Origin of the sequence: Sinorhizobium americanum, assembly GCF_001651855.1 — a bacterium.
GTDB lineage: Bacteria > Pseudomonadota > Alphaproteobacteria > Rhizobiales > Rhizobiaceae > Sinorhizobium > Sinorhizobium americanum.
In genome coordinates, this window is record NZ_LNQC01000064.1 from 65374 (window position 1) to 88104 (window position 22731).

General features: G+C 63.1%; 21 protein-coding genes and 1 pseudogene. 9 read left to right on the forward strand and 13 right to left on the reverse strand.

What is annotated here, in order from left to right; translation table 11 throughout:
- From ATC00_RS19210 to ATC00_RS19220, 3 genes are read right to left on the reverse strand one after another with little or no spacing between them, the layout of a single operon-like run.
- Entirely contained in the window at window positions 1-1149 is a 1149-nt protein-coding gene (locus tag ATC00_RS19210; RefSeq protein ID WP_082912429.1) for a glycosyltransferase family 4 protein, read from the reverse strand.
- On the reverse strand, window positions 1146-2273 hold the full coding sequence (locus ATC00_RS19215) for an NAD-dependent epimerase/dehydratase family protein (protein ID WP_037388693.1): 1128 nt from the start codon (window positions 2271-2273) through the stop codon (window positions 1146-1148). Before ATC00_RS19215 ends, ATC00_RS19210 begins: the two co-directional genes overlap by 4 nt.
- Entirely contained in the window at window positions 2270-3376 is a 1107-nt protein-coding gene (locus ATC00_RS19220; protein ID WP_037388696.1) for an NAD-dependent epimerase/dehydratase family protein, read from the reverse strand. Before ATC00_RS19220 ends, ATC00_RS19215 begins: the two co-directional genes overlap by 4 nt.
- A gap of 346 nt (window positions 3377-3722) precedes the next feature.
- Here ATC00_RS19220 and ATC00_RS19225 point away from each other — a divergent pair, with 346 nt between their 5' ends.
- Both ATC00_RS19225 and ATC00_RS19230 read left to right on the forward strand, forming a co-directional pair.
- A complete protein-coding gene (locus ATC00_RS19225) occupies window positions 3723-4715 on the forward strand; it encodes an MDR/zinc-dependent alcohol dehydrogenase-like family protein (RefSeq protein WP_037388699.1) in 993 nt (330 codons plus the stop codon).
- Entirely contained in the window at window positions 4708-5733 is a 1026-nt protein-coding gene (locus ATC00_RS19230; RefSeq protein WP_064253995.1) for a Gfo/Idh/MocA family protein, read from the forward strand. Before ATC00_RS19225 ends, ATC00_RS19230 begins: the two co-directional genes overlap by 8 nt.
- Here the strand turns inward: ATC00_RS19230 and ATC00_RS19235 are convergent.
- Window positions 5721-7499 (reverse strand): hypothetical protein, encoded by a 1779-nt coding sequence (locus tag ATC00_RS19235; protein WP_064254040.1) that lies wholly within the window; start codon window positions 7497-7499, stop codon window positions 5721-5723. The genes ATC00_RS19230 and ATC00_RS19235 overlap by 13 nt on opposite strands.
- A gap of 142 nt (window positions 7500-7641) precedes the next feature.
- Here ATC00_RS19235 and ATC00_RS19240 point away from each other — a divergent pair, with 142 nt between their 5' ends.
- From ATC00_RS19240 to ATC00_RS19250, 3 genes are read left to right on the forward strand one after another with little or no spacing between them, the layout of a single operon-like run.
- Window positions 7642-8745, forward strand: coding sequence for an inositol-3-phosphate synthase (locus ATC00_RS19240; protein ID WP_064253996.1), 1104 nt, complete (start codon window positions 7642-7644; stop codon window positions 8743-8745).
- Window positions 8742-9341: a histidine phosphatase family protein gene (locus ATC00_RS19245; protein ID WP_037388707.1), complete on the forward strand. Its 600-nt coding sequence runs from the start codon at window positions 8742-8744 to the stop codon at window positions 9339-9341. Before ATC00_RS19240 ends, ATC00_RS19245 begins: the two co-directional genes overlap by 4 nt.
- Window positions 9342-9401: 60 nt before the next feature.
- Window positions 9402-10379 (forward strand): glycoside hydrolase 5 family protein, encoded by a 978-nt coding sequence (locus ATC00_RS19250; protein ID WP_064253997.1) that lies wholly within the window; start codon window positions 9402-9404, stop codon window positions 10377-10379.
- Here the strand turns inward: ATC00_RS19250 and ATC00_RS19255 are convergent.
- The 4 genes from ATC00_RS19255 to ppk2 all read right to left on the reverse strand — a co-directional run bounded on the left by ATC00_RS19255 (window position 10319) and on the right by ppk2 (window position 14652).
- Window positions 10319-11743, reverse strand: a complete 1425-nt coding sequence (locus tag ATC00_RS19255; protein WP_072597050.1) for a Coenzyme F420 hydrogenase/dehydrogenase, beta subunit C-terminal domain — start codon at window positions 11741-11743, stop codon at window positions 10319-10321. The genes ATC00_RS19250 and ATC00_RS19255 overlap by 61 nt on opposite strands.
- Window positions 11730-12803 carry a polysaccharide pyruvyl transferase family protein gene (locus tag ATC00_RS19260; protein ID WP_064253998.1) on the reverse strand — a complete coding sequence of 358 codons (1074 nt, stop codon included), beginning with the start codon at window positions 12801-12803 and terminating at the stop codon, window positions 11730-11732. The genes ATC00_RS19255 and ATC00_RS19260 overlap by 14 nt, the downstream gene beginning before the upstream one ends.
- A 159-nt stretch (window positions 12804-12962) precedes the next feature.
- Window positions 12963-13424 (reverse strand): group III truncated hemoglobin, encoded by a 462-nt coding sequence (locus ATC00_RS19265; RefSeq protein WP_037388713.1) that lies wholly within the window; start codon window positions 13422-13424, stop codon window positions 12963-12965.
- A 307-nt stretch (window positions 13425-13731) separates the two neighbouring features.
- Entirely contained in the window at window positions 13732-14652 is a 921-nt protein-coding gene (ppk2, locus tag ATC00_RS19270) for a polyphosphate kinase 2 (RefSeq protein WP_037388715.1), read from the reverse strand.
- Window positions 14653-14793: 141 nt separating this feature from the next.
- Here ppk2 and ATC00_RS19275 point away from each other — a divergent pair, with 141 nt between their 5' ends.
- Window positions 14794-15147 carry a hypothetical protein gene (locus ATC00_RS19275; protein ID WP_037388718.1) on the forward strand — a complete coding sequence of 118 codons (354 nt, stop codon included), beginning with the start codon at window positions 14794-14796 and terminating at the stop codon, window positions 15145-15147.
- Between the two features lie 26 nt (window positions 15148-15173).
- Here the strand turns inward: ATC00_RS19275 and ATC00_RS33195 are convergent, their stop codons facing one another.
- The 4 genes from ATC00_RS33195 to ATC00_RS19290 all read right to left on the reverse strand — a co-directional run bounded on the left by ATC00_RS33195 (window position 15174) and on the right by ATC00_RS19290 (window position 18955).
- Window positions 15174-15863 (reverse strand): hypothetical protein, encoded by a 690-nt coding sequence (locus ATC00_RS33195; RefSeq protein WP_064253999.1) that lies wholly within the window; start codon window positions 15861-15863, stop codon window positions 15174-15176.
- A gap of 92 nt (window positions 15864-15955) precedes the next feature.
- A complete protein-coding gene (locus ATC00_RS19285) occupies window positions 15956-17671 on the reverse strand; it encodes a CYTH and CHAD domain-containing protein (RefSeq protein WP_327290646.1) in 1716 nt (571 codons plus the stop codon).
- On the reverse strand, window positions 17619-17945 hold the full coding sequence (locus ATC00_RS33200; RefSeq protein WP_199275553.1) for a hypothetical protein: 327 nt from the start codon (window positions 17943-17945) through the stop codon (window positions 17619-17621). The genes ATC00_RS19285 and ATC00_RS33200 overlap by 53 nt, the downstream gene beginning before the upstream one ends.
- Entirely contained in the window at window positions 17876-18955 is a 1080-nt protein-coding gene (locus tag ATC00_RS19290; protein ID WP_199275554.1) for an MFS transporter, read from the reverse strand. The genes ATC00_RS33200 and ATC00_RS19290 overlap by 70 nt, the downstream gene beginning before the upstream one ends.
- Window positions 18956-19131: 176 nt before the next feature.
- On the opposite strand from ATC00_RS19290, the pseudogene ATC00_RS19295 reads away from it, so the two are divergent.
- From ATC00_RS19295 to msrA, 3 genes and pseudogenes are all read left to right on the forward strand, one after another.
- A pseudogene (locus tag ATC00_RS19295) lies at window positions 19132-19416 on the forward strand (FtsX-like permease family protein); the annotation flags it as partial.
- A 185-nt stretch (window positions 19417-19601) separates the two neighbouring features.
- Window positions 19602-20045, forward strand: a complete 444-nt coding sequence (gene msrB / locus ATC00_RS19300) for a peptide-methionine (R)-S-oxide reductase MsrB (RefSeq protein ID WP_037388729.1) — start codon at window positions 19602-19604, stop codon at window positions 20043-20045.
- Window positions 20046-20552, forward strand: coding sequence for a peptide-methionine (S)-S-oxide reductase MsrA (gene msrA / locus ATC00_RS19305; RefSeq protein WP_037388731.1), 507 nt, complete (start codon window positions 20046-20048; stop codon window positions 20550-20552).
- Window positions 20553-20605: 53 nt separating this feature from the next.
- On the opposite strand, the gene ATC00_RS19310 is transcribed toward msrA, so the two are convergent.
- Entirely contained in the window at window positions 20606-22519 is a 1914-nt protein-coding gene (locus ATC00_RS19310) for an adenylate/guanylate cyclase domain-containing protein (protein ID WP_064254001.1), read from the reverse strand.
- Window positions 22520-22731: the final 212 nt, after the last annotated feature.

The window sequence follows — 22731 nt, forward strand, 5'->3', positions numbered from 1 at the left end:
TCACTCCGCTGCCGTCAATCGGGAGGATTTTTGCATCGCCAGGCTGTAGGCATCGAGCACCCGGTCGCGCTGCGCTTCGATTGTGAAGCATTGCGACCGAGATCGAGCCGACCGGCCAAGCTCTGCGCGATGCGCGGCATCCCGGGTCAAGTCGTTGACTGCATCCGCCAGCGCCTCCGGATCGCGCGGATCGAAGAAGCGTGCGGCACCATCCCAGAGTTCACGGTAGGTTGCGATATCAGCAAGCACCAGCGCCGCTCCGGCGCCGGCCGCCTCGAGCGGCGCCAGGCCAAACGGTTCGTAGATCGACGGCGAAACGACGACCGCAGCGCTCGACATCAGCGCCATCACCCGCTCGTGACTGAGCTCGCCCCTGTGATCGGCCTGCGCGATGGCGAGGTGCTGGCCGTTCGGCCCGCTGCACGCCCCCGCCATGACGACCGGCCAGCGGATCGCGGCGGCAGCCCTGTCCAGCACCGCGCCGTTCTTACCTTCGTCCCACCACCGCCCCGCCGCAAAGACGAAATCCTGCTTGGGGATAGTCACAGGCTGTTCGCGGCTGGAATTGTAGGCGACGGCAAGATTGTCGATCGGCCCATAGCAGCGCTCAAGCGCCGCCGCATGGCTCCAGCTCGGGGCCAGCACCACGTCCGAGCGATCGAAACCCAGGCGGTTGCGCCGCTTTTGCCAGAGCCACGCCTCCGGCAGACCGCTCTTGCGCACGGCCTCGAACCAAGTAGCGACGCAGGAATGAGAGACGGTGACAACGGGCACCTGCAAAGCGAGGCCGGCCGCCTGCGACGGCAGGTTCAGATGCATGAGATCAACGGAATGCCGGAGTGAAAGTTCGCCAAGCCCATCCGCCGCGCTCTCGAGTGCGCTTTCGTCGTCGGCCATCCAATCCAGCGGCGTTGCAAGCCATTCGAGGCGGCCGATCCGGGCGGCTTCCCGGCTTTGCGCCATGGACGGCGCCGGACCGAAACCAGCGAACACCGTTTCGATGCCTGCCTTGCGGAGAGCCTCGGCAAGATCCATCGCGTAGCGCCAAACCCCGCCGACCGCATCGACGCTCATCAGGATGCGTCGCGGCAGCCGCACCGGGCCCTCATCGGTGGATGGGCGCGAGGCGGATAGGGCGGGGGCGATCATGCAGTGACCCTCCGCGTCCGGCGCTGAAACCGAGACTTGCTGACCTCCGTCCAATCCTGCAGCAGCCAGGCATGGAGGTCGCGCAGCCCGGCGCGCCAGCCCATGTGAGGCCTCCACCCGAGAGCGTCCGCAAGTGCACGCGTGTCGGCGACGAAATACAGCTGGTCGCCGGCGCGCCAGTCGCATTTTTCGGTCCTCAGCCTCCGTGCCGTCAGGAGTTCGATCTCGTGCAGGACCTCGGCGAGACTCACCGCATTGTCGGGACCACCGCCCAAATTGAAGGCACGGCCATGAAAGCGGTCGATCGACGTGAGCAGTGCCCTATAGGCTGCCACCGCGTCGCTGACATGGAGAATATCGCGCACCTGTTTGCCGTCGCCGTAGATCGAGATCGGCTCACCGGCGAGCGCACGAATGAGAAAATGCGCAACCCACCCCTGGTCCTCCGTGCCGAACTGCCGCGGACCATAGACGCAGCTCATCCTGAGCACGGCTGTCGGCAGGCCGAAGGATTTCGCATAGTCCAGCACGTACTGGTCCGCGACGCCTTTCGAACAGCCGTAGGGCGTAGAAAAATCGAGCGGCTGCGCCTCGCCGATACCATATCGGCGCGTTACGGCATCGGCAGGCAGGTAGCGATCGCCGGCCTCTTCTATCTCCAGGCCCGCCAATGCTCCATAGACCTTGTTGGTGCTGGCGAATATCACCGGTGCGCGGCGCCCCGCGCGCCTGGCCGCCTCGAGGACGTTCAGAGTACCGCGCGCATTCGTTTCGAAGTCATCGACCGGCTGCAGCAGGCTGGTCGTCACAGCCGTCTGCGCGGCGAAATGGAAGATCGCCTTGGCGCCCTTGAAGGCCGGCTCGATGGCGGCAAGGTCGCGGATATTCGCAATCTCGGCCTCGACGGCACCGCCGTGATTGTCCACCAGCCATTCAAGATTGCGTTCGACGCCCGCGCGGCTCAGATTGTCGAGGACGATCACCTTCTCGCCGTCGCGCAGAAAGCTGTCGGCGAGATTGCAGCCGAGGAACCCGCTGCCGCCGACGACAAGGATTGCCGCAGTTTTCCCGGAAAGGGCGGGCGCTGCCACGCCTGATCGCCTGTCAACCGACCCGGCGCTCATCGGACGAGCCCCCGCGTTTCCAAATGGCGCTTCATTTCGGCGCCACGGTCGATCGCACCGACGCTCAGCACCCAGTGCGCGAATTCCTCGAGCGAGTCCTCGAGCCTGTGCGCCGGCTGGAAGCCGAGCAGGTCGCGCGCCTTGGAGATATCGGCGAAGCAATTGCGGATGTCACCGGACCGCGCCCTGTTCATGATCTCGGGCTCGAGTTCGGGGACCCCCATGGCTTCCGCCAGCAGCGAAGCAACGTCGGCAATGGCGTAGGCCTGACCGCTGCCCACATTGATGACGTGACCCGCCGCCTGCGGCTGCTCGAGCGCCAGCCGGAAGGCGCGCGCCACGTCGCGGACGTGGACGAAATCGCGCCGCTGCCGGCCGTCCTCGAACACCATCGGCGACTGCCCGTTGGCAAGCCGCGATGCGAAATTGGCGAGCACGCCGGTATAGGGATTGGAGAGCGCCTGCCCGGCGCCGAACACGTTGAAGAGGCGGAGCGCGACGGCCTCCCTGCCATAGGCTTCACCGAAGATCAGCACCTGTCGTTCCTGGGTGTATTTCGTCAGGGCGTAAATGGAGGCGAGGTCGACCGGCTTGTGCTCGTCGGTGGCAACGGGCCTGAGCGTCTCTCCGTTCGGTGCGAGCGGATCCCATGCGCCGACCCGGATTTGGGCAGGTGAGCGCCTGGCATTCGGCATGCGCTCGCCCGTCGAGGACTCGTAAAGACCTTCGCCATAGACGCTCATCGACGACGCGACGACGATCCGCTGGACCGGGCTTTCGATCATCGCCTCGAGCAGCACGGCCGTCCCGAGATCGTTCACACCGACATAGCGGGCGATCTCGTACATCGACTGGCCGACGCCCACCTCGGCGGCGAGATGGATGACGCAATCGATCCCCGTCAGCGCTTCCTTGACCACGTCCGGATCGCGAATGTCGCCCCGGCACATGTCGACGTCCGGCGGCAAGGTGATCTGTGCATCCGCGTGGACCTGCTCGTGAAACGAGTCCAGCACGGAGAGTTCATAGTTCCTCGAGAGAAGTTCATCGACTACATGCCTGCCAATGAACCCGCAGCCGCCGGTGACAAGTACCTTTGTCATAACCGCTCCTGACTATGACCAATCAGAGATAGAGACAAAGCTCCAACAAACGTCTGCAGCAAAGGTTCCTTCATCTATGACTTCTTCTTTGAACATCTATATAGCTGATGATTGTGCTGGCGATCGCCCGCGCACGCCCAAGCTACAAACCTCGCTCTTCCCATGAGGTTCCATGACAATCGGCCGGGCAGGAACAAAAGCCGGAACATGAAGTTAAGGGCCCAAGGCGGCCGAGCGTCTTTTTTGAGGCGCCGCGACGAGGGTATGGCGGGGGGTATTCTTCCACTCAACGCCCACGCTGCGCCGAGCCGCCGGACATGCTCCATGTCAACAGCGGGAGGCAGGCATGAACATCAGGACGCAGCCGAGGACAGACACAATGTCCGCGGCGATCATCACCGGGCCGGGCGAGTTGCGGCTCGAGAGATTGCCGGTGCCTGAGCCCGGCCCCGGGCAGGTCCGCATCAAGCTGCAAGGCTGCGGCGTTTGCGCATCCAATCTCGTACCCTGGGCCGGACCGGATTGGATGCGGTTCCCGACCGAACCCGGCGCGCTCGGGCATGAGGGCTGGGGGATCATCGACAAGATCGGCGAGGACGTGCATGGTTTCGCACAGGGCGACCGAGTCGCGGCGCTCTCCTATCACGCCTATGCGACCCACGATATTGCGGACCAGACCGCGATCGCATCCCTTCCCGCTGCACTCGCGGATCAGCCCTTTCCGGGCGAGCCGCTCGGCTGCGCCTTCAACATCTTCCGGCGGAGCGCAATCCGTCCCGGCGAGACCGTGGCGATCATCGGCATCGGCTTCCTCGGCATCCTCCTGACGGAGCTCGCAAGCGCGGCCGGCGCAAGAGTCATCGCCATATCGCGCAGACCGTCTTCGCTCGCTTCGGCCAAACGGGCCGGCGCAAGCGAGGTCATCGCCATGGACGACCATTGGCAGATCATCGACAAGGTGAAGCAACTGACCTCCGGCGCGCTTTGCGATTGCGTCGTCGAGGCGGTGGGCAAGCAATGGCCGCTCGACCTGGCCGCCGAACTGACGAAAGAGCGCGGCCGCCTCATCATTGCAGGGTATCACCAGGACGGGCCGCGGCAGGTGAACATGCAGCTCTGGAACTGGCGCGGCCTCGACGTGATCAATGCGCATGAACGGGACCCGGCCGTCTATATGCGCGGCATCCGCGAGGCGATCGAGGCGACGGCCGCCGGCCGCCTGTCGCCCTCAAGGCTCTATACGCACCGGTTCCGGCTCGAGGAGCTCGGCGCTGCGCTCGATATGACGCGCGATCGTCCCGAAGGCTTCATCAAGGCACTGGTGATCTACGATGAGTGACGCGATGCCACTGGCAAGGAAACTGGACGCCACGACCCGCCCACGCGTCGGCTTCCTCGGCGTGGGCCGAATCGGCCTGCACCGCATGCGGGCGATCGTCGAAACCGGCGCCGTCGAAACGGCTGCCATATTCGACCCGACGCCGGAAATGGCGGCGGCGGCGCGCGAGCTGACGCCCGACGCCCTCTTGGTCAATTCCCTTGAAGCCCTGCTCGACCAGCGCCTCGACGGCATCGTCATCGCCTCTCCGAGCGCCCTTCATGCCGCTCAGTCGATCGTGGCCCTGGAGCAGGGCCTGGCGGTCTTTTGCCAGAAGCCGCTCGGTCGAACACGCGACGAGACCCTGGCGGTCGTCGAAGCGGCGCAGCACGCCGACAGGCTGCTGGGCGTTGATCTCTCCTATCGTCACACCGTCGGCATGCAGCGGATTCGGGACCTGATCACTTCGGGCGAACTCGGCACCGTATTCGCAGTCGATCTGACGTTTCACAACGCCTACGGTCCCAGCAAACCGTGGTTCTACGACAAGGCGCTTTCCGGCGGCGGATGCGTCATCGATCTCGGCGTGCACCTCGTCGACCTCCTGCTCTGGGTCCTCGGATTTCCGGAGGTGGCCCGCGTCGAAAGCCGGCTGTTTGCCAAGGGCGTTCCCATCCGCCGCGATGGCGACGAGGTCGAGGACTATGCCGTCGCGACGCTCGAACTGGCTGACGGAGTCGTTGCCCGGGTCGCTTGCTCCTGGCACCTGCAGGCGGGATGCGACGCGGTGATCAGTGCCGATTTCTACGGCACCGAAGGCGGTGCCAGCCTCAGAAACGTCGACGGCTCCTACCTCGACTTCCTGGCGGAACGGTACCGCGGGACGCAGCGGGAGGTTCTGGCGCTTCCCCCCGACGATTGGGGAGGACGCGCTGCGGCTCTCTGGGCCGAGCGTCTTGCCGCAGGCGAGCGCTTCGATCCGGAAAACGACTGCTTCGTCACCGTCGCCGATGTCCTCGACAGGATCTACGGAAGATAGTCGCGACGGCTGCGCACCTGTCCGGCGCCCTCTTCGAGGCGCCGGAGCAAGAGCTCTCGATAGCGCGCCACTAGCGAGTCCAGCCGCTTCACTTCCTCCGCGGCGGCACCGCACGTTGCAAAGCTCCAGAGGCCAAGCTGGAAGGTCAGGTAAAAAAGCTCAAGGATTTCCTGCAGTTTAGCATCGACGGCGCGCGAGCAGCCGTCGGAAACGATCGCGCGAAGAGCGGCCGCTTCATCCGGCGAGAGATCGAACTCGATGGTGGCGCCTGCGATGTCCCAGGCGATATCCTGAGGTCCGACGAGATCGTGGCCAGCACTATGATCGAGCGCATCGGCCTTCAGGAACCCGTCGTCGCCGGCCAGCCACTCCCACGGGTGAAGGCGGTTGTCCGTATCGACGGGCACCATTGGAAGATCATGGCCATCGGAAAGCCGTGACTTCAGCCGGGTCGCAACGGCTTCGCCGAGCGCTTCTTCCGTATTGGCGATGGCCATTTCGTACAGCATTGCCATTGTGGCGCCGCGCGTCGCCGGCTGCGGCAGCCGACGAGCGCGAAATGTCAGATAGCGGCCGAGATGTTCAATGAATTCCGCGCCGTGAAAATCGCTTGGCGCGAGCGGTGCCGCCGTGACCCACTTCTGGACCAGGAAACCATGGCAGAGGCCGGCGACCGGCGGCGTAAAGCCGGCCTTCGCCAGCAACCGTGCCTTTTCGAACTTGCGTTGTCCGATGTCCCCCAGGCCTGCGAATTTGACGAGCCATGTCCCGCCGGAAGCATGCGCCAAAAATTTGCGTCGCTCGAACCGCGGATCGGCGGGTGGCCAGGAATGGCGGCTGCACGCAAGCACGCTACGCCAGCCTCCGCCGGAAATCTCTTGCAGCGGCTGCCCGAGAGGCCCGACAAGCTCGCTCACCCAAGCGGCGAGCCGGTGCGGCCGATGTGCCCCGAAGACAAGCTCGTCCAGTTCGACGACGTGACGGGGGCGCTCTGCCCAGCGTTTGCAATGATCCTCGCTCGCTTGCGGTCCCAGCTCTCCCCCATGGCCGGGAAAGAAGTGGATGCGGTGTTCGCTGACGCCATGCTCCTCGAGCCAATCCGCCACGCTTCCGAGGGAACTGCCGGAAAGGCCAGGCCCCTCGTCGACGATCACGAAATCGGCCGTCCTGTCCTGCAAAAGCCGTTGCGAGAGCACCGGGCCGACGTGGATTTCCCTCCTGAAAGGATGACCGACCGGGCGCAAGGTGACCGGTGCCGCCGCCCCGATCGCAGCGGCGACCGCGGCCGACAGGCTGGTGCCTATTGAGCGGAGGCCGATGACGACGGTGTTTGCACCAAGCCCGGAGCGTCGGGCCGCTTCCATGTAACATTCGGGATAGAGCGCATAGAAGGCATAGCCCTCCCCCTCCTTGATCGACAGCGGCCGTGACGCCCGAAGGTCCTGAAGCAGTGCCCAGATACGATCCGGCAGCGCCAAGTGACCGGAGAACCCCGAAGACCAGGATTGGGCGACGAGCCGAGCGAGATCGAGAAGCAGAACGCCGGCCTTCTCGCGCCCTGCCGAGAGCTCGTCGGCACCGAGCGTTTCGAACTCGAAATCCGACAGTCCCTGCACAAGTTCGCCCGCCTTGATGAAGATGCCGACCAAAGCTGCGTGCCGCTCGAGGCCCGGCGGCCGACCATCGACCTCTCGCAGCCGTGCGGCAATTGCCTCGCACAAAGTGTCGGCCCGCTCGCCGCGCTTCGGGTCACCATAGACCAGCATCGCTCCGCCCATCGCTCCTCATCGGCGTTGAACGCGCGGCGGCTGATTTCGATCCGCGGAATGCGTGCGGAGCCGAACGCGGGAACCATTCCGGCGTGCGTGGGTTTGGCGAGCATTGTAGATGCCTTGCGGGAGTGCGGCGATGCGATCGAAATCCATTCGAATCGGCCTGGTCGGAATCGGTAATTGCGCATCTTCCCTCGTCCAAGGGATTACTTTCTACCGCGACGCCAGGGAAGACGAGCCGGTGCCGGGACTGATGCATGTCAATCTCGGCGGCTATCACATCAGCGATATCGAAGTGTCCGCCGCATTCGACGTCGCCGCTTCGAAGGTCGACCGCGATGTCGCCGAGGCTATCTATGCTCCTCCGAACAACACGTTCCGTTTTGCAGAGGTTGCTTCGACCGGGGTTACAGTGGAGCGCGGCAGAACGCTCGACGGGATCGGCCGATATCTGCGCAAGGAAATCCCCGAATCGGAAGCTCCGGCCGTCGACGTCGCCGAGATCCTGCGGCAAAGCGAAACGGACGTGCTGGTCTCCTACCTCCCGGTCGGTTCGGAAGTGGCGACGCGCTGGTACGCCGAGCAGGCGCTTGCCGCCGGCTGCGGTTTCGTCAACTGCATTCCCGTCTTCATCGCCTCCGACCGATCCTGGCAAAGGAAATTCGCCGAGCGCGGCCTGCCGCTGATCGGCGACGACATCAAGAGCCAGGTCGGCGCCACCATCGTGCACCGGCTGCTCGCCAATCTCTTTCGCGACCGCGGCGTCAGGATTGACCGGACATATCAGCTCAATTTCGGCGGCAATACCGACTTCCTCAACATGCTCGAACGGGAGCGGCTGGAATCGAAGAAGATCTCGAAGACCCAATCGGTCATCAGCCAAATGGACATGCCCCTTGCTCCCGGAGACATCCATGTCGGCCCGAGCGACCATGTGCCTTGGCTCGCCGACCGCAAGTTCGCCTATATTCGTGTCGAGGGCACCACATTTGGCAGCGTCCCGCTAAATGTCGAGTTGAAGCTCGAGGTCTGGGATTCGCCGAACTCGGCCGGCGTGGTGATCGATGCGGTGCGCTGCGCCAAGCTCGGCATGGACCGCGGCCTAGGCGGCCCGCTGATCGCACCCTCGAGCTACTTCATGAAATCGCCGCCGCGGCAATTCACCGATGCCGAGGCGCGCATACGGCTTGAGGAATTTATCGCAGGAGAAACGGACGCACTCCGGGGAGCGGCCGAGTGACGACCACGTTCCTGCTGGTGCGGCACGCCGCCCACGACAAGATCGGCAATTTCCTGGCCGGGCGCACTGCAGACGTTCCGCTCGGCCCGGCTGGGCGGGAACAAGCAGAGCGTCTGGGGGCGCGGCTTGCCGGCGAGAACATCGGCACGATCTATGCCAGTCCGCGCAAGCGCACCCAGGAAACGGCCGCGGCGATCGCCGCAGCCTTGGAGATTCCGGCGGTTGAAACGGCCGATGCCCTCGACGAGGTGGATTTCGGCACCTGGTCCGGCAAGACGTTCGAAGTGCTGAACACGGACCCGCATTGGCATCAGTGGAATTCGATAAGGAGCCTCGTCCGCGCACCGGGCGGAGAGACGATGCTGGAGGTCCAGTCGCGGGTGATCGCGCTCGTCGAAACGCTCGGCCGGCAAGAGAGCGACGGCAAAGTCGTCCTTGTCAGCCATGCCGACGTCATCAAGGCCCTGGTCTGCCATGTGCTCGGCCTTTCGGCGGACGCCTGGCCTCGCTTCGAGATTGCGCCCGCCTCCATCTCCACCATCGTCGCCGGCGACTGGGGGGCGAAGATCGTCGCGTTGAACGAGAACGTGTCGTGAGCGCCGAAGACCTCGAACAGCGCAACCAACCAGCCGGTCTCCGGCAGTTCGGAGGAATTGATGATCGAAGCCGCAATGATCTGGAACGAGCCGAACAACAAGTCCCATTGGGATCCGGAGGTCGATCCCGATTGGAGCCGTTTCGCGCATATGGCGAAGCTCGCCGCAGACGCCATTCACGACGTGAATCCCAATCTGACAAGGGTGCTCGGCGGCATCTCGCCGATCGACCCAGGATTCCTGGCGCTCATGGATACCTATGGCGTGCTCGATCACGTCGATGCGGTGGCCGCCCACGGTTTTCCGCTCGACTGGAACCTCTGGCAGATTGACGAATGGCCGCGGAAGATCGCGGAGCTGCGGAGCGTCACCGACCTCCCGATCTGGATAAGCGAGGTCGGCGTCTCCACCTTCGGCGCTGAGGAGGTGCAGCTATGGGGACTGAAAAGAACCGCCGAACTGCTCAAGGGCAAAGTCGAGCGGATTCAATGGTACAGCCTCTATGACCTGCCGAGCGCCTGGCCGGCCACCACCCGTCACAAGGAGGCGGAGGGCTCTTCCTATTACCGGCATTTCTACATGGGTCTTCTGCGCGAAGACGGCACGCCGAAGCTGGCGCTCGAGGAATTTGCCCGGCACACGCCGGACGTCGGGCTGGTACAATGGTTCCATTTCGAGGACCCGCGGCTCGACGACGCTGTCCAATGGATGAAGCGCCTCGGGGTCACCTGCCTGCGCACCGGCCTCTCCTGGGCCGATCGATTCCGGCCGGATGCGCTCGCATGGTTCGATCGGCAAATGGAGGCGCTCGAGGATTTCGACGTCACGGTCACCTATTGCTTCACGCCGGAACACAGAGGCCTCGCCCCGCACCATACGAGCGCACCGATCGTGCCGGAGGAATTCGCCGAATTCTGCGCCGAGATGACCGAGCGCTATGCCCCTCACCCGTCGTCGGTAGGTGTCCTCGATCAGCCTCAGCTCTCACCCCGACCGCCGATGCGATCGACGAGTTTCCCGACCCAGCCGCGCGAATAGGTGACACCCTGATAGAGGGCGAGCATCGTCGAGGCCCAACGGATATAGATGATCGGCAATTTGAGTGCCCTTGCCGCCAGGAAGATGCGATGGCTCTGGGCGCTGATCGCACTGCGCAGCCAGTAGATCAGCATGCGCCGAGCCGGCAGCCCGCTCCATTTCGGTACAACGCGCTTGTTCGGCTTTATTCCGTATCGCGGCCAGCTCAGGCGAAAGGCGAGCCCCTCGCGCCGCTGCCTGAATCCGGCCGCTTGGGTTCGCACGACGAAATCGGCATCGACCTCGCTGAGATCCAGCCGTCGTTTCTCGACGGCATCAGCTATCAGCTGATGCAGCAATGGAGAGCGAACGACCACGACATTCGTGCCCCGACCGTCGGACGAGTAGGGTTCGACCCAGGCGTCACCGAATGAAATGTCCGCCGTCTCGGCGACCACGTCGTCGCAGAAGTTGCAGGCGGAGTTCTGAAAATATCCTGCTCCCCAATCGCCGTCGACGAGATGCCACCAGTCCTTGTTCCTTGTGCTTCCGTCCTTGAGCCGCAGGTGGACGGTGTACCAGTTCGCCGGTCGCCGGGCATCCTTCAGCCGGAAATCGACACTCGCAACCTCTCCCATTCTTGCCTGCATCTGCCAGGCGAAGCTTTCGACGAAACGAGCGCTTTTCATGTGCCCGCAAAAGAGGCCGAGCGTGAAGACGATGCGCTCGCGCAGGACCGGATCCTGCCTGCAAAGGAGATGCACGGCCTTGACGAAGCACGGGATGCCGACCATCGCATAACGTCCGGGACGGCGCCTGATCTCTTCGATGATCTCGGACATTTCCACGGGGTAGTAGCGCGACTTGGCGCCATCGCGCACGTCTTCCACGGTGCGCGAGATCCGGTAGCGGAAGAGCGGTTGGCGATCACCCTCGCCGTCGGAACGCGGCACCACATGCGCGATCCCGTCGACCATCTTCCTTGCCAGAAGCTCGGCGGCCGTCCAGTTTGCCATGCCGCCCGAACTGCCGTCCGCCCGAAAGCTCGACTCGCGCACGTGACCGACAAAGGCTGCTTCGAACCGCCCTATCAGGGGGTCCCGGTATTTGGCCAATGGGAATCGCTCGCGGGCTATTTCGTCCTCGTTCTGGGCATGCGGAGAGAAGGGGCAGAGAGCGGCGAAGTCTGGCGGACTGTCATTCGGCGGCAGGCTGGGAATGCTTGGTTTGAAGTGACCATAGCGGTCGAGGCGCATGGTCGCATCACTGCCGCTTGAGCGCGCCACGCAGGCTCCGCACCCGATGCACAGGCCGGACTTTCCGATCCACCGCGGCGTGAGCCTGGGATGGTCAGACAGGAGTTTCGGCGGATCAGCTGAGGACATGATCCAAGTATGCCTGTGAGCGGAGACGATGCTCGGCAAGCCGGGCTGCGATGGCCGAAACAGGTGCTTCATCAAGAACGGCCCCATAGTCCCGCTCGCCCGCCCCTTCCGGGATGACGTGGCGCTCGGCGCCCAGGAGTGCAATCAGGTCGTGGATCTTGTTCCAGCGGTAGTCCGACATGACGCAGGCAAAGGCCTTGGAGTTGATCAGGGAGAAGACGCAGCCGTGGAAGAAATTCGTCACCACGGCCGCAGCACCGGCTATGAAGCCGGCGAAATCGTGTGGCCCGGCGTCGATCCACTGTTCATCGGCCCAATCGTTGCGATAGCCGACGCTGACAAGCTTGATCGCCCGTGATCCCGCCCAGCGCCGAACCGGATCCTTGAACCAGGACGGGAAGGAGTGGCCATAAATTGCAGCGTAAGGACGCGGCAGTGCCTCTCGCGAAATTGCCTCGTGCGAGGTAATTGCCTCGGGGAATTGAAGGCACGGGTCGAGGACGAGCGTCGCCTCGCGGCCGATCGCATTCTCGACAATCGTCTTCGAGTTCCCATCGCGCACAGAAATGCTTTCGAACTTCCGCAGCCCCTCCGCCCAGAAGCTCTCGAGCCCGGTTGCCGCCGGATGGTTCCCGAATGTCGCGGCGTAGGAGACGAGCCGCCGCGCCGTGAGCTGGTCGCCGTAGAACAATCGGCAACCCCCATACCAGGGGTGACGCAGGTTCCAGACCTCGTCGCTGCCGACGATGACGAGGTCGCAGCTCTCGCTGCCCGTCGGATCATCCAGCGCAAACGCTCCGCTGAGCGGCAGCGCTTCGATAGCCTTCAGGAACTTTCGGATCTTGGAGGCATAGAGCTGAGAGTCGGCAGCCGAGGTCCGGACCGGCAGCAACGGCTGCAAGGCACAGCGCCACTCGGCCCGGCTGACGCGATCGGAACGGTGGTCGAGAACGATCGGCTCGTGGCCGCGAGACCGCAGCCCGTCGACCAGACACCGTGTCTGCCAGAAAGAGCCGTAATTGATGCAGCGGTGAAATGTCAGGACACCCAATTTCGCCAATGGTCGATCCTCTTCGCATCTAACCGACCGAATAGGAGTAGGTTCCCGCCATCACTTGCCCGTTGCTGAAGCGGAGCATGCAACAGCGGGTATTGGGTGGTGGGGACTACCAGGCCGATGCACGACCGCTGCTGCGGCCGGGGGTGCGGGGTTCCGACATCAGGAACGCTTGAGCGCCGGATCGTCGAGCGCCGGATTGTAGAAGAGCGAGAGCGTCAGGCTGCGCGCGATGCGCTCAGCCGTGCTCGTGAACCAGGCCTTCGCCTCCTGGTTCGGAGCAATGTCGTCAAGTGTCGCAGTAAAGAGCGCCAGCCATTTTGGAAAAAGCTCCGGTGACATGTTGGCGACGCCGAGATGCGCCTGGACCGGCTTGCCGCCATAGGCGCCACTGCGGAAGGCGACGGCGGACCAGAAGCTTTTCATTTTCTCCATGTGCTCCGGCCAGCGTCCCGAAAGCCTTGCGTCGAAGACCGGTCCAAGCTCCGGATGCGCGAGCACACGGGCATAGAACGTGTCGACCAAAGTACCGATGAACGCTTCATCGACGCCGATCGCCTTCATCTCCGCCTCCGCGCGCTCGCGGATAGCCGCTGAATGCGCGGCCTTGCCCTGCAATTCCATTCCGTCGCCCTGTTCAGCCGTATCTGCGCCCCCTTATATAGACGTTGCGGATGTCACTCCAAAAGTCGAACCGGGACATGCGGCAATCTGTCCGGCGACGGCCGGCCCCCTCCGGCCGCCGCAGCGTCGCGCGCGTTCCCTGAGAATTAGTTCGTCTCCGCCGGTGACCTTCATCATCGGCGCCATCAACGACATCGCTTTCCAACCGGAGGCTTGGGTGCGACACCTCATGGTCGCAAGCGGTGCCCATTACAACCTGCGGAGTTGCTTTTTCGGGAAGTTGACGGGCATTTCCTTGACTGTCCTTTCAGTATTTCGACGGCACATACAGTTCCGGTGGCAGCACTTTCCGCTCGTAGTCGGGATTGAAGACCCGCTCCGGCAACGCGATATCCGCATGCGGCACATCCTCATACGGGATCTTCGTCAGCAGGTGGTCGATGCAGTTCAGACGCGCCCGCTTCTTGTCATTCGCCTCGACGATGTACCATGGCGCTTCCGGGATGTTGGTGCGGGCAAAAGTCTCTTCCTTGGCCTTGGTGTAGCCCTCCCAGCGCACCCGCGACTGCAGGTCCATGGGCGAAAGCTTCCACTGCTTCAGCGGATCATGAATGCGCATCAGGAAGCGCAACTGCTGCTCCTCGTCGGTGATCGAGAACCAGTATTTCACAAGCCGAATGCCGGAGCGCACCAGCATGCGCTCGAATTCCGGTACGTCTCGGAAGAATTCCTCCACCTCGCCTTCCGTCGCGAAGCCCATCACCCGCTCAACACCGGAGCGGTTGTACCAGGAGCGGTCGAAAAGCACGATCTCGCCGCCGGCCGGCAGATGCGGCACGTATCGCTGGAAGTACCATTGCGTCTTTTCGCGGTCGGACGGTGCCGGAAGCGCCACCACCCGCACGACGCGCGGGTTCAGCCGCTGTGTGATGCGCTTGATCGCGCCGCCCTTGCCGGCCGAATCGCGGCCCTCGAAGATCACCACGACCTTCTCTTTGTGATAGACGACCCAATCCTGGAGCTTGATGAGTTCCGCCTGCAGGGACAGGAGGGCGCGGAAATAATCGGCTCGCGGAATCGTCGGGGGACGCGCCTTGCGATAAATCTTGCGTATCTCCTCCGACAAGGCCGGTTCGGACAGTTCCAGCTCATAGTCCTCGTCGAGCGTATCGGTGAGCTCCGCTTCGAGCCAATCCAGGCGCTCAGCTTCGTCGTTCGGCTTCCCCATGCTATCCTCCATCCTTCAACCGGTGCGGCAGCATAGCATCTTCTTATGAGACTGATTTGACCGCGCCATGAACTCGCTAAAGCCCGCAGGAACCAGGACTTCTCCTCCGACGTTTCCCGACTGGCATCGAGGAGTACGACAATGGCCAAGAAGAAGCAGCTTCCCAAGAAGATCGCAGGCGTGAAGGTTCCGAAGGGGCTTCGTCGGTCGAAGATATTGAGGAGCATGGTACGCAGCGACGTGGGCAGGGATGTACTGGCCAAGGCCATCACCGCCGGGGCCGGAGCCGCCGCAGCGGTACTGGTCGACCACCGTGACGACGTTTTCGACGCCAGAACCGCGAAGAAGGGTAGGAAGGCAGTCGGGTTGGCGCGCCGGGCAATGCAAAGCGGCTTTTCGGCAGCGATGGACGCGATGAAGGATTCCGTATTTCCCGAGACTCACAAGCCGAAGAAAGCCAAGAGCAAAACCCAAAGGCGGGCAGTTGTCCATTAGACCGGCGTCGACGAGCAAAGTTGTGCTCAGTCGTCATCGCTTGTCCGGTTACCCTTGCTGTTGACTTCCGGCACCAGGGACTGTCGGGGCACGATCAGTCCCGAGGGGAGCTCGGGGTCATCTTGCTGCTCGCCTCCGCTTACATAGTCAAACACGTCGGTCGCACCCACCTGTGCCGCCCGCGCCAGGCCGACGCCCAACAGCCGCGCCGCGATCAGCGGGTGTTCGCGGATCAGCACGGAAATTGCTCGCACGCTCGCCGCGACGATGACGCGCGAGGTGAACTTGTCGCCGTACTGGCGTATCAGGAAGCCTTCGATGGACTTAAGCCCGCCCCCCTTTTCTTCGTCATCGCGCCACGCCGCATCCTGATCGGCGCCGTCCGCTGACAAGGGCGCCGGTTTGTAGCGCCGTTTCGGCGGATCGGCGTCTCGGATCACTTCCCTTGCAGCCGAAAACGCGGTCTCCAAAGCATTCGCCCAAAGCCCGGCGGATCGGGCACCCTTTCGGGTCACGGTTTTGGCGACCGCGGTTACCTTTTGCTGCTTTCCGACTAGCACTGCCGCCGCCGCACCCGCGCCGGCAGTCAGCGAGTGGGCGAGCAGGTCACGCCCGAAGCTGGTCTTCATCAAGCTGCGGAGCATCTTCGATTTGCGCCAAGCCTTGGGGATCTTCACGCCCGCGACCTTTTTGGGAAGCCGCTTCTTCTTGCCCATCGTCGCCTCCTTGCTCTCACAAACGAAGAGAGACGATCGGGGTTCCACCGCAGGCCGGATAAGGGAATTCGCGTCGCTCGGAACGCAACGCCTCAGCGCCAGAAACGCTTCGTGTCGACAAATATGTCGTGGGCTTCCGCCGCAGCATGCAGAAGCTTTTCCTTGTCGTCCGCACTGAACGGTTCTGTATCCGCGACCTCTGAAAGCTGCAGCTTCGACAGCATGTCGGGAGCGGTGGCGAGATCGTTCAGACTGCCGAGGTGATCCTGAAGTCCCCCCATCGCGACGATGAACCTCTTGTGGCGCTTGGTTTCCTGCTTGCTTTCATAGAGGGGGCCAAAAAACTCCGCCGCATAGCGCAGTTTCTTTGCCGTAATGCGCACTTCATGGCGGGTCTCATCATCCAAATCGATCAGATTGCTGCCGCCTTTCGCCACCTTCTTCCAAAGCTTGTCGAGTATCCTGGAGGCGAATTGCCTCGCCGGCTGGGCGAGCAAGGCCTTGCCGGCCTCGTCGCTTCGCCAGTCTCTAATCGAAATCCATTCGGCCAGGTCGATCATCAGGGCGCGGGCGCGGACGGAGGAAAGCGCGGCTCCTGCCGCGCCATAGGCGTCGCTGCGGGCCTCCTGCAGACAGCGCAAAAGCTCTTCGCTTGTCGTGCTCTTGATCATGACGTCTATATTGCGCGCATCGCCAAGCTCCGAGGCAAGCCAGCGCAGCTCATCGCGCAGATGATCGAACCTGCTATCGGTGAAGAGCGGTTTACAGATGGAGAAAAGAGAGCGCAGTCGACGCAGGGCCACACGCGCCTGATGCAAAGCCTCGGTATCGCGCGACCAGGACAGGACCATTTCATTGAGGCGAAACTGCTTGAGGCAGGCTGACGCAAGGCGTGCGAACGCCGTTGCAGCATTCATATCGGCAGCGAGCGGCGTAACACTCGCCTTGACGGCACCACGCGCAGGACCAATCAGACGGTAGCCGCGATCCGCTTTGGTCAGCACCCCGATCGAGGCCGGCGTGATCAGATTGAGTTTTCGGGTCAACGCAAACAGCGCCGTCGGCGATCCCGTCTTCCTTTCCAGCACGATTTCGCAGAGCTGTGCCTCGCGATCGGCGGCGACGACTTTTCCGACGTCCATGGCGACGTCGATCGTCGCATCGCCTTCCGTGATGCTCCAGCGATGCCGCTTGACGCGAACCTCGAACAGGGGCGCGAGCCTGTCCGCCGTCCCGGCGAGCTGGGCCTGTATCTGCGGATTGTCGAGAACGGGCGTGTCCTCGGCAACTGGCAGTGCCCATTCTTCACGCGTGAGAGCTTCCGCCGCCGAGCCGTCGCCGGATTTGACGATCTGGGTCCGTTCATTCCCGCATTGCCGGATGCATAGCGACAACCCGCGCTGAGACAGGTCCCATTCCTGGGTATCATAATAAACGGACCTTTGCCGACGAATGGTGGGTGTGCAGGCGAAGGGATTCTCCTTCAGAAGCAACGATGCCCCCGCTTGGGCCAGCTCGAGCTTGAGTTCCGTTTCCTGCATAGTCCCCCTCGGTGCGGCTTCCCCCTGCAAGCTGGCAAGCATTGGATAGTCCGTTAAAAAGCTGTCACAAACAATCCTTCCGGCCCGTATCAACTCTGGCGCGGGCATCACTCGCCGCGATGCTGCTCCGCTTCGACACCCGAAAACGGCGAGGCCATCCGGGTATTCGTCTGGCAGGGAAAACAAGAGGCACGTCGACAGCTCTCGACGCTGGTCAAGGATGAATTGTCGCGGAATTCCGGGCCTCGTTGGCCGTACCGGCCGCATAGACTGTCGATAGCCGTCGGTAATATGGGGATCTCAGAGCAAGAATCGTCACCACCACGCCGATCGCACCCGCAAGTGTAAAGACCAACGCGATGCCTCGCGCCGGACCCGTCCCGAACCATCCGCCTATGGCATCGGCCCCTGCCCCGTCGGTCATGAACGGAATGACCACGAACTGGGTCAGCGGACCGATCAGGAAGGCGGTCAGCGGCGAAGCGGCCTGCTCGACCGACTGGGCAAAGCCGAAGACGCGTCCCTGGCGTTCCAGGGGCACCACTTTCTGCAGGACGGTTTGCTCGGCCGCTTCGGCATAGGGCGCCAACAGCATCCAGATGAAGCAACCGCCCGCCAGCAGCCAGACGGAGGACTGGATCGTGAAGACGCAGCACACCAGGTGATGAGATTGACCAGCAGCAATGTGCGCAGCGGATTCTTGCCCAAACCGCTCTTCGATATGACGATGCCGCTGATGATGAAAGCGGTCGAGAGCACGCCGAACAGCAGTCCCCACATCTGCACCGATACGAGCGAGAGGCCATAGGCATCCAGCAGCGCCATGAAAATGCCACCCAGGAAATTGTTGAACGTGGCAAAGAAGATCAGCGCGAATAGCCCCGGCACGGCGGCAATCACCGCAATTGTTCCTCGGATGTCGACGCGCTTGGGTTCGGCGGGGTGACCGGGCGCGGCTCCCAAACGTCGTTCATCGACGTGAATGAAGGCAAGGTGCGCAAAGGCCAGGAAGGTGAAAACGAGGGCGAAAGCCAGCGACGCCACCATTCCGCCCCAGGCGACCAGAAAGCCGCTGATCACCGAGGTGGTGAGAAAGCCGATACCGGTCACCATGCCGACGAGACCATTGGCCTTGTCCCGCCTATTCTCGGGAATGAGCACGGTGACCAGTGTCGGCAGCGCGATGGAGCGAATATTGCCGGCAATGACGCCGAGCATCACCAAAAGCACGAAAACCCAGAGGTGAACGCCATAGGGATTGGCGAAGGCCGCCTCCGGCGACATCAAGAGCAGCGCCAGGGACAGTACATAGAAGCCCGCCGACACCACGCTCGAGCCGAGCATGGCCAGCTTCTTGGGATTGTGGTCGACTATGCTGCCGAGCCAGAAGCCGAAGCCGGATGTGAACACGAGGTAGACACCGGCGATCATGCCTGTCGCAAACACGGATTGCGTTTCGATATAGACCCAGAAGGTCAGCGCGAACCAGACCGTGAAGTTGGTGATGTTAGCGATCAGGTTGTTGCCGAGAAGATGGTAAAACGGACGCATTGGCCTCTCCCTGTTGCCCCGGCCCTGCGTAGCTAGGGTGTGAACCCCGATGTTCAATCCATTGCCAGGATGGCCACAGTCCGCCACGGCGAGGCGTCAGCAGTTCGGCTAACTCCAGCCTCATGCCGACCCGGACGCCGCGATCGGTGAAATCTGGGACGCCGACGTGCGAAGGCCTGAGGGCCTTCGGCGCGCCGCGTGGCGCCTTGCTTGCGATCGTCTGGCTGGAACTCTTCGTGCTGGTGGCCATCGGCATCCTCGCCGGATTCGGCATCGGTTACACCGCGGCAATGGTCATTTCCCAGGCGGTGGTCGATGGCAGCGGCCTTGCCATGCCGGTCGGATTCGCTCGGGAAGACATCGCCTTCGCAGTGACGTTGCTCGGCTTCTCGGCACTGATCGCATCCGTACCCGCCATCTTTGCCTACCGCCAGTCTCCGGCCTCCGCCCTTCGCGGCTGAGCGGGCAACCTTTCCCTGGTAGGCCGACCATTCTGCGCCTCCGCCTGGGTTCTTATGATGTTGGAACCTCGATGCTCGGAAAGCCGACCTTTTCGCGCGGGTATCGAATCTCTGCATGCCCTTACTGGGAAATTGCACGGCCCAACGCCATATTCAGGCAGCAGATCCATCACGGAGACAGGGCAATGACCTACGCTAAGACTGCCGAGGCGGTCAGGAATCTCACACCCGAGCAGTATCGTGTGACCCAGCAGAACGGCACCGAGCGGCCGTTCACGGGGGAGTACAACGATAACAAGAGGCCGGGGATCTATGTCGACATCGTTTCCGGCGAACCGCTGTTCGCCTCGTCCGACAAATTCGATTCCGGCTGCGGCTGGCCGAGCTTCACCAAGCCGATCGTGGAGGAGAATGTCGAGGAACTGAGGGATGATTCCTACGGCATGGTCCGCACCGAGGTGCGCTCGAAGCATGGGGACAGTCACCTCGGCCATGTCTTTCCCGACGGCCCGAGGGATCGCGGCGGCTTACGTTATTGCATCAATTCCGCCGCGCTGCGCTTCATTCCGCGCGAGGAGATGGAGGCCGCAGGTTATGGCGCCTATCTCAACCATGTGGAGGACATCTGAATGACCGAGAAAGCTGTATTGGCTGGTGGCTGCTTCTGGGGAATGCAGGACCTGATCCGCAAGCTCCCCGGCGTCGTCGAGACCCGCGTGGGCTATACCGGCGGCGATGTGCCGAATGCGACCTACCGCAACCACGGTTCCCACGCCGAGGGCATCGAGATCATCTTCGATTCCGAGAAGATCAGCTACCGGCGGATTCTGGAGTTTTTCTTCCAGATCCACGATCCGACGACGAAAAACCGGCAGGGCAACGACATCGGCATGTCCTACCGCTCGGCGATCTACTATGTCGACGACGAGCAGAAGCGCATTGCCGAGGACACCATCGCAGACGTCGACGCTTCCGCCCTATGGCCGGGAAAGGTGGTGACCGAAGTCAAACCGGCGGGGGACTTCTGGGAGGCGGAGCCGGAGCACCAGGACTATCTGGAGCGCTACCCGAACGGCTACACCTGCCACTTCCCACGCCCCGACTGGGTATTGCCCCGGCGCTCGGCGGCCGAATAGGCGGCCGTGTAGCTCCCGCCGCCGCATGAGCGCGGGGCGCGCAGGCTGACTGCCTACAACAGTAGTCCGGAGCGAGGCTGTGGCAAGCCGCTTGTCGCGTCTGGCGCTTTGGCTTCCGCAAGCTGCGACAGGAACCGATCCATGAGCGGGGAATCGCCGAAGCGACGATAGACGCGCTCTTCGGCAAGTGAAAACTGAGGATTGACGTTCGTCAGCTGCGCCATCGCCCGCTGCGCGCCTGGCGCGTCTCCGCGCTGGGTCAGGACTGCCGTATGTATCAGGAGGCAATCCGCCTCGCGCGGCGCGCGGATCAGGCATTCCCGCAACACCTGGTCAGCCTCGTCGATGCGGCCGGCAGCATAGAGAGCCTGGCCGTAGACATAGGTGTAATACTCCGGCGCCATCGGATGTAGCCGGCGGGCGCGCTCGGCATTGCTGACCGCCTCCTCATAGCTCCCGAAGCGGACCTGCGCCTTGGCCAGCGCCATCAGGCTGTCCGGGTCGTTCGGGTTGAGTTCGACCGCACGCTCTGCGGCCTGAATGGCGCTGGCGTAGTCGCCGGCGACCGAAAGGCCGAAGCTCAGGGCCTGATAGCCTACGGCGAGATTGGGGTCGAGGCGAACGGCCTGGCGCGCCTCGCTGAGCCCCGTTTCCACATCGATCCGAATCGCCCTGCCGGTGAGGTTCTGTGCGAAGTCGACGATATAGGTCATGCCGAGATTGGCGCGAGCCGTGGCATAGCCGGGATCGAGTTCGAGGGCACGATGAAGCAGCGCGCGCGCCGCAAGCAGCGCCTCGGCATCCCTCGATCCGTGTTTATAGCGGTCCCGCGCCTGCAGCACGAGATCGTAGGCCTGAAGATTTTCGGTCGGCCGTTCAGCCGCGTTCGAGACTTCCGACTCGCGCACATAGGACACGAGATGCGAGACGATCTCGGCCGTCAAATCGGTCTGCAGCGCAAAGACGTCCTCGACGCGGCGGTCGTAGGTGCGCGACCAGAGGTGAGCGCCGCTGCGCGCGTCGATCAACTGTGCCACCACGCGAAGCTGGTCGCCGGCGCGCCTGGCGCTGCCTTCCACCACATAGCCGGCCCCGAGCCTTTCTCCGATCCTGCGGATGTCCTCCGCCTGACCGCGCAGCGCAAAGGTCGAGTTGCGTGCGATGACCTGAAGGTCGGGATTACGCGCAAGGTTGGCGATGATGTCCTCGGTCAGCCCGTCGGCGAAATAGGCCTGGTCGGTATCGCCACTCATGTTGTCGAAAGGCAGCACCGCAACGGTCGGCCGCGCATCTGAGGGCTCAGCGCCTGTCAGACGCACAATGCTGCCGGTCACATCCGCACCGATCGCCCGCAATGCGGGCACCTGCGTGAAAGCGGCGACGGCGACGAGCGCCGTAGCCCCCACCGCAAAAGCCACAGCGGGACGCCGGCGGAGCGCAAACCTCCGTGTCCAGCCCCGGCCGCTCGCCTCTTCCGGATCGAGCCGAACGGCGTAGATGGCAAGCGGCTCGGCGATGTTCTTGGCCTGCCTTCGCCCGACACTGTAGAAAAGCTTGCTGCGGCTCCGGTCGGCGCTGCGGACGACGGCCTCGCTGACGAATATGCTGGCCGGCGCTGCCATGGCCTCCAGTCGGGAAGCGACGTTGACGCCATCGCCGAACATGTCGCCATTGTCTTCTATGACGTCACCGAGGTTGATGCCGAGCCGCATTTGGAACGGCCGCTCGGCAAAGCCGTTTTGGATCTCGATCGCCGCATCGAGCGCCTCGTTGACACTTGGGAAGGTCGCCAGAAAGCCGTCACCGGTGGTCTTGAAGGTGCGACCGCCATGTTTCTCGACGGTCGGTATGATCAGTTCGCTGAAGGTGGCGCGCAGGGCCGCGTAGGTCGAGGACTCGTCCTCGGACATCAGCCGGCTGTAGCCGACGATGTCGCCTGCAATGATTGCTGCGAGTTTGCGTTCCATCACGAGCCTCGTCAGACGCATCTATATGGCACCGTCCTTGTCCGTCCACTCAAAACTCCGTGTGCGCACGCGTTCCCTCGCGGGGCGCATTGCGGCCACCAGCGCCGTCGTATGTCAACCGGCGGTGGTTGCGGATCGCTGGTCAACGACCGGACACGAGGCTTGGCCCGGTACCAAGTCGGAACCTATCGCGGCTCGCGAGGTTGGTCGGA